General features: G+C 45.2%; 12 protein-coding genes. 5 read left to right on the forward strand and 7 right to left on the reverse strand.

Going from position 1 to position 11,571, the window contains the following annotated elements; translation table 11 throughout:
- Positions 1-64: 64 nt before the first annotated feature.
- The 3 genes from IQ264_RS05450 to IQ264_RS05460 all read right to left on the reverse strand — a co-directional run bounded on the left by IQ264_RS05450 (position 65) and on the right by IQ264_RS05460 (position 4,987).
- Positions 65-2,935 carry a DEAD/DEAH box helicase gene (locus tag IQ264_RS05450; RefSeq protein ID WP_193979385.1) on the reverse strand — a complete coding sequence of 957 codons (2,871 nt, stop codon included), beginning with the start codon at positions 2,933-2,935 and terminating at the stop codon, positions 65-67.
- Between the two features lie 109 nt (positions 2,936-3,044).
- Positions 3,045-4,217: a ParB/RepB/Spo0J family partition protein gene (locus IQ264_RS33635; RefSeq protein ID WP_193979386.1), complete on the reverse strand. Its 1,173-nt coding sequence runs from the start codon at positions 4,215-4,217 to the stop codon at positions 3,045-3,047.
- Entirely contained in the window at positions 4,214-4,987 is a 774-nt protein-coding gene (locus IQ264_RS05460) for a ParA family protein (RefSeq protein ID WP_193979388.1), read from the reverse strand. Before IQ264_RS05460 ends, IQ264_RS33635 begins: the two co-directional genes overlap by 4 nt.
- A gap of 284 nt (positions 4,988-5,271) precedes the next feature.
- Here IQ264_RS05460 and IQ264_RS05465 point away from each other — a divergent pair, with 284 nt between their 5' ends.
- Positions 5,272-5,418, forward strand: coding sequence for a hypothetical protein (locus IQ264_RS05465; RefSeq protein ID WP_193979390.1), 147 nt, complete (start codon positions 5,272-5,274; stop codon positions 5,416-5,418).
- 67 nt (positions 5,419-5,485) lie between these two features.
- Here IQ264_RS05465 and IQ264_RS32740 read toward each other — a convergent pair whose 3' ends face one another.
- The 3 genes from IQ264_RS32740 to IQ264_RS05475 are packed head-to-tail and all read right to left on the reverse strand — an operon-like array spanning position 5,486 to position 6,433.
- Positions 5,486-5,668: a hypothetical protein gene (locus IQ264_RS32740; RefSeq protein WP_228061311.1), complete on the reverse strand. Its 183-nt coding sequence runs from the start codon at positions 5,666-5,668 to the stop codon at positions 5,486-5,488.
- Complete coding sequence (locus tag IQ264_RS32745) at positions 5,658-5,942, reverse strand: hypothetical protein (RefSeq protein WP_228061312.1); 285 nt, start codon at positions 5,940-5,942, stop codon at positions 5,658-5,660. Before IQ264_RS32745 ends, IQ264_RS32740 begins: the two co-directional genes overlap by 11 nt.
- Positions 5,939-6,433 (reverse strand): hypothetical protein, encoded by a 495-nt coding sequence (locus tag IQ264_RS05475; RefSeq protein WP_193979392.1) that lies wholly within the window; start codon positions 6,431-6,433, stop codon positions 5,939-5,941. The genes IQ264_RS32745 and IQ264_RS05475 overlap by 4 nt, the downstream gene beginning before the upstream one ends.
- Positions 6,434-7,200: 767 nt before the next feature.
- Between IQ264_RS05475 and IQ264_RS05480 the strand changes: the two genes are divergently transcribed.
- Positions 7,201-7,938, forward strand: coding sequence for a hypothetical protein (locus IQ264_RS05480; protein WP_193979315.1), 738 nt, complete (start codon positions 7,201-7,203; stop codon positions 7,936-7,938).
- Positions 7,939-8,263: 325 nt separating this feature from the next.
- Positions 8,264-10,078 (forward strand): Mu transposase C-terminal domain-containing protein, encoded by a 1,815-nt coding sequence (locus IQ264_RS05485; protein WP_228061304.1) that lies wholly within the window; start codon positions 8,264-8,266, stop codon positions 10,076-10,078.
- Between the two features lie 41 nt (positions 10,079-10,119).
- Here the strand turns inward: IQ264_RS05485 and IQ264_RS05490 are convergent, their stop codons facing one another.
- On the reverse strand, positions 10,120-10,521 hold the full coding sequence (locus IQ264_RS05490; RefSeq protein WP_193979313.1) for a hypothetical protein: 402 nt from the start codon (positions 10,519-10,521) through the stop codon (positions 10,120-10,122).
- A gap of 3 nt (positions 10,522-10,524) precedes the next feature.
- Between IQ264_RS05490 and IQ264_RS05495 the strand changes: the two genes are divergently transcribed.
- Positions 10,525-10,725 carry a hypothetical protein gene (locus IQ264_RS05495; RefSeq protein ID WP_193979311.1) on the forward strand — a complete coding sequence of 67 codons (201 nt, stop codon included), beginning with the start codon at positions 10,525-10,527 and terminating at the stop codon, positions 10,723-10,725.
- Positions 10,726-10,972: 247 nt separating this feature from the next.
- Positions 10,973-11,470, forward strand: coding sequence for a hypothetical protein (locus IQ264_RS05500; protein WP_193979309.1), 498 nt, complete (start codon positions 10,973-10,975; stop codon positions 11,468-11,470).
- The last annotated feature ends 101 nt before the right edge of the window (positions 11,471-11,571 follow it).

Consider the following 11,571-nt stretch of genomic DNA (forward strand, 5'->3'; position numbering starts at 1 on the left):
TTCTAGGTTAATTGCGTGGCAGTAAGAACAATTCAGCCGAGAGAATGATTTTGAGTTAACTATATTATCTAATCTCACCAAATTGCTCGATATACTCGACTAATTGTTTGGTATAACCTTCTTTTTTCAATCGTTCCAAATTACCCACCAAAATAAACAATTCTCTAGCTCTGCTAACAGCAACGTTGAGCAAATTAGGTTGGCGATTAATAAACCAAAGGCTATCAGTTGAATGGCATTGGCGAGTCGATAAAATTATCGCGGCTTTTTGTCCACCTTGGAAAGTGTGAACCGTACCAATGCTATCTGAGGGAAAGTTTTTCCACCTCGACTGCAATGTTAATTGTAGGGCGTTGGCTTGACTGCGATAAGGTGAAATCACCCCAATTGTGTTTAAAGAGTCAGGGGAATTAAGACTATAACCTGCTGCTAACAACTCCTCAATTAAAGCTGCAACTTTCTCAATTTCTAGGGTGTTAACGTGGTTGGAGTAATCGCCTTCAACGTGGATAGCCAGCAAGTTAGTCCCCAGTCGAGAAGGTTTTTCTTGAGTGTCGATCGCCATGCCATAATTACAAAGGCGGTCTGAAAAAGTGATGATGGATGGTACGCAACGGTAATGTTGTTTGAGAATAATACCATTACCAATCTCCCCAGATTGCCCCGAAACTCCCGCAGCCCTGTGATAAGCCGTACAAGCACTCGGACTATACAAATCGTAGTCTTCTTCTGTTAATCCACTTTCCAAAAAAGCTGTTTGGCGATATTCCTCTTTTTTCTGATTGCTCAACTGGACAACTGGTTCTAGTTGCAACGGATCTCCTACAATTAAAGCTTGATGACAGCGTACCAAAGCTGGAAATACCTGATGTACAGGAATTTGACCCGCTTCATCGACAATTACGCGAGCGATACAGCCACTATCAGGATAGGGGAACAGACGGCGGATAGAATGCAAGGTGCTGAGAAAGACTGGGAACAACAAGCTGATATCACGATAAATACTTTGCCAGTTCAGTGCTAACTGACGGTAAGCTTCCCATTCATTATTCAAAATCGCAATATAAGTTTTAATAGAAGCCATCACTTCATCTTTTCGTCGCAAGGCTTCAAGTTGTTGGAATTGCCAAGACAACTCAAATAACTGCACTTGCAACGAATGATAGTCAGTGTAGAAACGACTGTAAAAATCTTTAGTAGGATAGCTGGTGAGTCGGTTTTGGACTTGAGAACGGCGAGTAATCAAGTCAGTAAGTTGACGTTGTAAAGACTCTGACTGCTGTTGTCTCTTGCTAGGACGATTTTGTTGTTGCCAATCAGAAGCTACAGAAAGGAGTTGAGAAACACTTTGACGGGCTGCGGCTAACGATTCAGTCGTCAGCGGAATTTGAAAAGGAAAGGGAGTAGCCAGCGTCGCTAACACGGGCATTTCTACTTGTTTATGCAAGCGCTTAAGAACATAGCGAGGACTGCTTTTGGTTATTTCCTGCCAAAATCTTTGAATCCTGTGCCAGAGTTGAATCAACCAGTTGCCATCCTTACCGGAAAGCTGCGAATAATCTACAGGCGGTAAGGAATGCCAAGCGTTATTGAGGTGTTGCTGAATCTGCTGGTATGCTTCTAGTGGAAATTCCGAGTAGTCCCGTGTCGGTTTCTGTTGTGACTGATGCTGGAAGTCAGAGGTGGAAGTCTTTATCGCTTGTTCTAGTACCTCAATATCTCCATTAATCTGTTCTAATAGTTGTTCATCAACACCTCGTTGTTGTTGGTAATATGCGTCTTGCTTGAGATGGGATTGTAATTGCTGAACACCAGCCAACAATTGTTGTTTAGTAGATTCCCAAACAACCGAGTCAAACGTTTCTGCTGCCAACATTTCAAGAGCAGTTTGCAATTTAGGCAGAACTTGAGTGTCTACTAACTCTTTGGAACCTCCCGATAGGTAAAATTGGTCGCTGGGGAAGTTGATGGTTAAGAGTTCTTCTACATTATTGACAGCACGATTGTTAGTGCTGGTGACAAGCGTCAAATTACTTTCATCTTCCCCATCAGTGGCTAATTGTACGGCTCGTTTAACCACTTGTTGAGCTATCTGGTGCAACAGTAATGTGGTTTTGCCATTCCCTGGTGGTCCGATTACAGCCGTTAGCGGGTTAGATTGAGAATGTTTGAGTGCTGAGGCTTGATAGTCATCAGGGGGTGAGATGGGAAAAGCCCCTAAAAATAACACCTCATGCTGAGGCATCTGGGGTTGTCCGTGCAAGTATTCGTAAGCTGGATGTTCCGGGACTGCCCAATCCCAGCGGGTAGCAGAGTTGATTTTCTGCAAATCTTTTTTCAGATTATGGTTGAAGGGAACGTAACCAAAGTTCAGCAAGTAGGGGAGCAGTTTTGACCGCACGGGAGAAGGTGGTAATTCAATCAGTCCGATAAAGTCTTGTAGTGTCTTAAAGGGCCGATTGAACGTGGTTTCTAGAAATACTTTCAATCCTTCTTGAGTAACCAAACTCTCGGCTGCTTCTTCCTCTAATCCGTACCATTCCATTAGGTTAGGGATAATCGGCTGGAACTCGAAAGCGGTCAAATCCCATCCACTTTTGCGGTAGTTCCCTGCAAAGATGGGGGAAATGTCGATCGTGAATAAAGGGCGGAATTGACGGCAACCTTCTTCGATGACGTACAGCTGAGGGAATGCTACAGCGATTAGTAGTTCTTTTGCCTTGCTGTTGGTCTTGCTGTCTTTCAATTGTTGCTTGAATTCTTTAAACAGGGGTTCTTCCAGCAGCAATTTGTCTCCCAGGAGTGTCACGCCTTTATCCCAGATGCGAGGGCTAGAGTCCTCCCTAGCATCTACTTTGGCATTACACAAATTTTCGATGTGGATGTAAGAAAGCCACGCTTGCAACAATTCGGGAATCTGTAACTTTGAAACCATCTACTTGAAATAAAGGTTTGCCCATTCAATTCGTTTGCTCCACGATTCTCAATCCAGTTACCGTGTTGTCACCTCTCCCGATAGTGATAATCTACCTCATCTTTTAGATTTAATTTTCATTCAGTAAGGCTTCCAGTTGACCTAAAAGAGTTTCCAACTGATTTTGTTTTTCCGGGTTTTCCCAAAGGCGACGTTTCCTGATTCGCTGGGTTATATCTTTGAGTCGCTCTGGCACTCTGGTTGATGTAACAGAAGATGGAGTAGAACTAGCTTCCGTGCGGGCTTTGATTTGTTCTTTGATTTCGCTCAAAGACCAGTTGTTAGCAACTGTGTCCGATAGCAATTGTTTTCGGAGTTCATTATCTTTCACTCGTGCTAAAGCTTGGGCTTTGGTATATTCCAGCTTGCCCTCTCTCAGGTCGGCTAGAATTTCTTTTGGCAGATTGAGCAAGGGAAGGCGCTTAGTGGTGAAGGAAAGCCAATTCATCAGTCCCAGGCCATCAAACACCTCTTGTACGATTTTTAATGTCTCCTCATCTAGGTTAGGAGAAACGTTTCTCCTAGATTCTTTTTGGGGAGAAACAGAGCTTACATCTTGCTGCTCATTGGATGACTCAGAAGCATCCGAGTTAGGAGAAACGTTTCTCCTAAATTCTTCTGGGTCGGTTTCTGAATTAGGAGAAACATTTCTCCTAGATTCATCTGTTACCTCTCCCACTTCAGTTGTTGCCAAAGAAGTTTCTGGTTTAGGAGAAACGTTTCTCCTAGAATCTTCCCCTTTGCTATTGGCGTTTTTCATTCGGTAGAGCAAGGATTTGACAGCTTCCATATTGGACTCTAGCCTGATAGCCAATAGGTGCAAAATGCCTTCAGTTTCTTCAACCGGGTTGAGGTCTTCTCGTTGCAAGTTTTCAATTAAAGCCAACTGAAACGCCTGTTGGTCGGATAGCTCCCGCACTACTACTGGCACTTCTTCAAGTCCGGCTGCTTGTGCTGCTCGCCAACGGCGTTCTCCGGCAACCAGTTCATAACCTCCTGAACTAAGAGGACGCACTAGCAAAGGTTGGAGGATACCGTGTTGTTTGACTGACGAGACTAATTCTTGTAAAGCTTCGGGGTCAAAATACCGTCTAGGCTGCTCTTGGGGGAGGTGAATGTCTGTGAGCTTAACGTTGCTTTCAGTGGCAGCTTGAGGAGTATCAGCTTCAAGTGGAGATAGCCAAGAAGGAGGGGGAGTTGTAATTTGACCTCCATAGGGTTTAGCAGTGCGTTTGCGGTTCATGATAGGGATTCTAGAGATTGGGCAATTTCTTCGAGGATAGCGACGGCAGGATGTTTAGAGTCAAACACGGCTAGGGGCGCACGCTCTTCTGTGGCATCGACAAACGCCGTAGCTCTAGGAATAGGTGGAAAGATTTGACCCCAAGACGAGAGTTGCTCTTGAATAGCTCCTAACGCCCTCTTATCAGCTGAGTTCTGCTGGGCATATCGAGTGGGAACAAATCCAGCTACCTGTAATTTCCGGTTGGCTTTGTTTTTAACCAGCGTCAAAGTTTGTAACAGTTCGTCAGTCCCTTCAAAAGCTTTGAGATGGGTTTCGATGGGGACGAGAACGTGGGTAGCAGCAACTAAAGAAATATAAGAGAGCAATCCCAAGCTAGGAGGACAATCTACCAAGATGAAGTCGTAAGACTCAACAACAGGTTCGAGTGCTTCTTTGAGGCGCAAATCCCGCATCGGAGCACTGACTAGCTGCATTTCCGCTCCGCTTAAAAGTCGGTTAGCAGGAGCTAAATCCATGCCATGAATGCCAGAGTGAATGGGTAAAGGCTGTTCGTCGATAATGGCATTGGCAACCGTTTTTTGTAACTGCGATGGTGCTAACCCCATGAATTTAGTTAGAGAGGCTTGGGGGTCAATGTCGATGAGCAAGACGCGATGAGAGCTTTGTGCTAGGTGGTATCCCAGGTTTTGGGTAAGGGTGGACTTGGCGACCCCTCCGGCCTGGTTAAAGAGGGCAATAATGCGGCATGGGTGGGAAGAAGTTGACACGGGTAATAGTTCCTAAACGATACCATGACTTCTGTGGTCGAGGCGTGCTACGCACACGCTAGGCGAACGGCTGATTTCTCCTTTCTAGTTTATGGGAGTTTTTGAACGCCACAGCCCATCAAAAGCAGGAAATTATGAGCCGAGTCTGTACCAGTTGACCAGTGAGGAATTATCAATATATGTTGGTTTTACCTTCAAAAATTAAACTCCTGTTTCCCAAAGTCGTTCTTACCAATCAGGAGAAGGCAACAGATTTTTCTACTAGTCTTATTCTGTAATTTGAATTGAAAACTGAAAAAACGCGCTTTGGCGGTTATGCTACTGTATTAGTACCCCATTCTCTGCTAAATGAAGCTTTCCACGTCCGGTCAGAGGTCAGAGAAACCTTAAAATATGGTTTGGCTTTCCCAATCAGAAGCAAGCAGGGATAAAGTATATCTGTATTTATCGATTTTACTTCAGAAAAGACCAGCCAATTTGTAATGGCAACGCCTGATTTTACGGAGGTGTAGGAGCACTTTTCGGATGTTTTCCGGCGTAGTAAACCAGCACTTTTCGGTTCTCTTCATCAGGCAAATAAAACACTCGCTCCGAGCTTGTTACTTCATATTCCCACGCTCCTTTATAGACTTTGCCTTTCAAAGGAAAAACTCGTTTTGGTTTTCTCAAATTAAGGAGCATTACATAAATCCTCATAGCAGCGACGAGCATTTTCAGGGGCACGCAGCAGTAAAGCTTCCCAATCGCGGTTAACCCGTCGATTTTTGGCGACCACTAGCCAAGGTGATGCAGATACTTCTGTTGCTGGTTGAGTAACGGTTTCTGGAGTATCAGCCAGAGTTGGTGGCGCTGTCAATTGTTCTTCTGGTGGCACTAATGACTCAGACGACAATTGCTCTTCTGGCTGCCCCACACTATGAGCTTGATTGGGCTCTGTTGGTGATGAATGAGTCATACCTCAGCTGATTCAGAAGAGCTTTCCGTGATTGGCCGAGTTAGTAACACCTCATCAAGTTCATCATTAAAAGCTGCCGCCAGTTCTTTGCTATTAATTGCTATAGCACTTTCGTGCCACTCATGAATCAGTGCATCGAGATGATCCCATGCTTGAGGGTCTGAACCCACAAGGCGGTAGGCACTCTCTACCTCTGCGATTAGTTCGCACAGTTCTTCATTATCAAAGACCTTTAGCCATCCGAATGGATGTTCGGAACCGATTTGTTCACCCAAACGCAAACGGTAGGCAACGTCGATTAGCTCAATTACAACTTGGCTGATCTTAGCCGCTTTTACCATGTAGGTCATGCGCTCACGACGCAGCAAGGCAAAGTGTTGCTCGTTGCGAGTGATGGTCACAGGACGTTCCCAAGCTGTATCGAGAACTCGTCCCGGTTGCCGATTCAATTCAGTCGCGGTGATTAATTCATCACCGTAAACACTCGGCATAGCTCCAATAAGCATAGTCCGACTGCGAAAACATTTTTCTATGGATATACGTATTATTATACGTAGTCATCAGACTGATAAATTCCTGATCCTTTGGATAAAGTACAACTGGCCCAGAATCGAAGCAACTTTGATGTGGAATGGGTGAGGGGTGACGGGGTTAGGTGACGGTTCACAATCCATACGTGCCAGCGGTTCAGCCAAAGTGACGGATACTGATACACTTGGCGTGAAAATGCCGAAAAAATGTTTCTTGTTTTGGGAAGCGAGTCAGAGAAGTTTTTTGATTATTGTGGCGATAGGGGAAGTTTTGGGTCACAACTCCTGAAAAGCTGATGAAATATAGGAATTCAACCGTCACCTCAACTGTCACCTCTCCCGTCACCAGCAGGGGAAGCGATACGGCTAACGCCACGCTGCGCGAACGAGAAAGGCTTTCTTGAAAAAACTAAGGACACCAAAGAAAGCAAGAGAGCAGGCATAAATATTTGAACTATTCCCCTGATAGTTAAAACTTGGTGGACGGCTGTGATACTTACCCTATAAGGGTTAGATGCTGTCCACCTGCGGCGATTTATCGAGGGTGAAAACTACGTAAGGTGGACAGGAGAAAGCCAGCTTGCCTCAACAATTGGAATTAGATTAGTCAGTTAGATGCTTGATGGCGATACGCTCTTACTGCACGCTGGCGCGAACAATCAAAGGGAAAAAGTTGTAGTAAGATTAAAAGCAAGAGCAAGCGTCCGGCTCAAAATAGCTGAAAACAGATGATAGCAGCAGAGTTAGCTCTCTTAACAGAAAGACATGGTGAAGCATCAAAACAAGTAAAGATGCCTCATCAATACTCAGGGAAGTTTTTTGCAAAAACAGAAAATCAAAGCCAGAATCATCAAAACTTAAATCTCCATCACCTGTATATTGCTGAGATTCTGACTAAGCTTCAAGTCATCTATGATGCAATGGTATGGGAAGTTATAACCCCTCGCTTCAGAAATTGGATTGCAAGTATCTATATACAAGAGGCAAAAGAACGGGACGCAATTAGCGATACGCTTACGGTAGGCTGTTGCGATCGCTGCGATACACCTTTTCTTGAATGCCCGACAGGGCTATACGGCACGCTCACGCTACGCGATCGCTTTAGTCGTGACCAGATGACTCAACAGGTTATCTATGACGCAACGTTGTGGAAAGATATGGCTGCTGGCTCCAAGATTAGCGATACGCCTTTTCTTGAATGCCCGACAGGGCTATACGGCACGCTCACGCTACGCGATCGCTCTATTCATGATGCAATAACTCAACAGCCCCAATCTATCTATGACGCAACGGAATGGAGAAGTATAACCCCTGGCTCCAAGAATCAGACTCAAAAATCTCGGTATATCTATGACGCTATGGTATGGACAAACATATCTATGGGTGACGGGATAGCTCCACACCTGATAATATCTATGACAGAGCGACATAGAGAGAGATATTTTATCTATGACGCAATGAGTTAACTACTCATTTGTCGAGTGTCACAGTAAGCGTCGGAAATGTCACGATAAGTGTCGGGGAAAAAATAGGAGTGAAATGATGATGGAGTAAGGGGTTGAGGGATGTAGTACGGAAGTAATTGGCTGGGAAGAAGCGAAAATAAGAGAAAAAGTATCGAGAAAAATGTCGCTCCAGAAGGAACTGATGTAGGTGAGAGAGAAAAAAAGTAGAGCAAAACAGAGAGATAGAGGGTGAAAAAAAGAAACAAAAAGTAACACAATAAATGTCGCTTTTGAAGCCAAGGAAGACTTAGAATTCAAAGCAGAGCCGGGATTGGAGAGAGAGATCATGTACCCTTGCCAGTCGAATAAAGTCGGAGAAGATAATTTGGTGCCAGAAACGGAAGATTCACTGGTGTTAAGGGAAAACGTAGCAGGAGAATGGGAAATAATAAATGCTCCGTTAGAGTTGCCAGGTGAGGTGCAGCAACAGATTGAGGCAATACAGAAATTGCTCGCAGTGCAAGGAACAGAACGCTATGGGCGGGTGCAGCAACAGGTAGCCCAGCAATTAGGGATAAGTGTTCGGAGTGTGCAAAGACTGCTCAAGAAATGGCGAGAACAAGGAATAGCGAGCTTACCCAGACAAAAGCGATCGGATCGGGGAGCAGCGAAGACCAGCCGGGAGTGGCAGGAATTTATTCAGAAGACCTACCAGGTGGGGAATCGGGGCAGCCGGAAAATGAGTCGGGCACAAGTGTACCTGAGAGTGCAGGCACAGGCAGAAGCGAAGGGAGTCAAAGAGTATCCGAGCCGTCCCACAGTATATCGAATTCTACGTCCCCTTCTCGAACAACAGCAGCAACAGAAACGCAGGTTAGGCTGGCGAGGAGAGCAGTTAAAAGTGAACAGTAGAGAGGGATTAGAGATAGACATCGAATGGTCGAACCAAGTGTGGCAAGTAGATCACACCCAAATAGATCTACTGGTAGTAGACATGAGTGGAGAGATTCTGGGAAGACCCTGGTTAACAATAGTAGTAGACACATACTCGCGGTGCATGATGGGAATGCACATAGGATTTGATGCTCCAAGTGCCGCAGTAGTGTGTCTGGCATTGCGCCATGCCATACTGCCCAAACAGTACAGCAGTGCATACGAATTGAAGCAGAGTTGGGGGACTTATGGATTGCCAAGGTACTTGTATACCGATGGAGGCAAAGACTTTCGCTCGCAGCATTTAGAACAAGTAGCTACCGAACTAGGGATAGTCCTGTGCCGCCGACGAAAACCGTCAGATGGAGGAATAGTAGAGCGACCGTTTGGGACATTCAATCGAGAATTCTTCTGCACAGTACCAGGATACACAGGTAGTAACGTGAAAGAGCGATCGAATAAAGCCGAATCGGAAGCTTGTCTAACACTAGTACAACTAGAGCAGATGTTAGTGCGTTACATAGTAGACCACTACAATCAAGCACTAGATGCGAGGATGGCAACGCAAAGCCGGATCGGGAGATGGGAAGCCGGAAGGATGGCACAACTACCCTTATTGGGGGAAAGAGAGTTAGATATATGCCTGATGCGACGAGATCGGCGAGTAGTCTACCGGAGTGGCTACATTCAGTTTGCCAACCTCACCTACCAAGGAGAACATCTAGCCGCGTATGCCGGAGAATCAGTCATCATCCGATACAACCCCCGCGACATCACCACCATATATATTTACCAACTAGTAGAGAGCAAAGAAGTATTTCTCACCCGCGCCCATGCGATGGGATGGGAAACCGAAATCTTGTCCTACAGGGAAGCACAAGCAATCAGTCAAAGGAGACGAGAAGCAGGCAAAGCGATTCCCCTACGGGGACGCTGTGCGAACGACAATCGTTCATTGTTGGAAGAAGTCCGCTCTCGCCAGGAGCAGATAAAGAGACTGCAACGACAAAAGAAACAGAAAGTAACACCAATTCCCACAGTAACGGTGGAACAACCCGACTCAATCAAAGCCAAAGAAATGTTGTCTGCCGCTTCTTCACAGTTAGCTTCAACAACAGAAGAACCATTCACCTCAAAAGAAGCGGAAGAACCGAAGCAGAAGTTGACCGTACCATTCGTGCGGGTGTATGACTATGAACAAATGAAAAGGGAGGCAGGCTTACTGTGAACTCGGATGAGATGTCGATCATAATTCCTGACCGGAGAGACTTAACTCCCAACAGAGGATGAAACAGCAGATGGAGCCGTAGCAGAAGTAATCAGGAGCTTGACAGCCCAAGTAACTTCTCGACCTGCGATCGGTTCATGGGATTGTTGAAATTGTCGTTTGAGCAGCTTGAGCAATTCCTCCTGCTCAACAATATCAGGGGAATAAGCCCATTGCCCAGGAGTGAGCCGACGAGTAATAACGGCACGTTCTGAGGCAATCTTATCGGTATTGAGTGCGACACAGGCAGCAAAGAAAGCTGGCTGCAACGCTTGAATTTGTTGTTCAAGCAGAGCCATTTGTGTCCGCAAATCAATCATGGCATTGATGACTTCAACTGGATCGAGGAGCCGATCGATCTGGGTGTGGTCTGCGTTCACTGGTGGCTGTAAATCTTTACTCATGGTATGCTCCTGACAGATAAACCTAATTCTGAACTATGGGTGACGATACGATTTGTAGGCAAATGTCGCGTACTACCTACGATAAGTGGATTTTCTCATGGTATTTGTTCTGTGCCCTTTGTCTTGATTGGCGATACGCCTGACGGCACGCTGGCGCGATCGCGTTTGACCATCTATGATGCGACCAAAGGGAAAAAGTTGTAGTAAGATTAAAAGCAAGAGCAAGCGTCCGGCTCAAAATAGCTGAAAACAGATGATAGTAGCTTCTTTAGCTCTCTTAACAGAAAGACATGGTGAAACATCAAAAGAAGTAAAGATGCGTCATCAATACTCAGGGAAGTTTTTTATAAAAAGAGAAAATAAAAACCAGAATCATCAACACTCAAATCTCCATCACCTGTATATTGCTGAGATTTTGACTAAACTTCGAGCTATCTATGACGCAACGGTAATGAGAAGCATAACCACTCGCTTCAGAAATGGGATCGCAAGTATCTATATACAAGAGGCAAAAGAACGGGATGCAATTAGCGATCGGCGCGATCGCTTCCCAAATCAGACTGCAACTATCTATGTACAAGCGGGTAAAAAGAGAGAAGTAACTGGCGATTCCGCTTTAGCAGATACGTCTACAGCAGGCAGGCGCGATACTGCTAAGGCAATGCTACGCGATACACCTTTTCTTGAATGCCCGATAGGGCTATACGGCACGCTACGCGAACGCTTTATTCATGACGCAATAACTCAACAGCCCCAATCTATCTATGACGCAACGAGATGGAGAAGTATAACCCCTGGCTTCAGGAATCAGACTCAAAAATCTCGATTTATCTATGACGCTATGGTATGGACAAACATATCTATGGGTGACGGGATATCTCCATACCTGATACTATCTATGACAGGACAACATAGAGCCGGATATCTTATCTATGACGTGATGAATTAACCACCCATTTATATATGACGCATCGGATTGGTATCCATAGATTCCTTGCTTCCATTCCTTGTTCTTATAAGAACAAGGAATGGAAGCAAGGAATCTATGGA

The organism is [Phormidium] sp. LEGE 05292, from assembly GCF_015207735.1.
In the GTDB taxonomy this organism is placed as follows: domain Bacteria; phylum Cyanobacteriota; class Cyanobacteriia; order Cyanobacteriales; family Aerosakkonemataceae; genus Floridanema.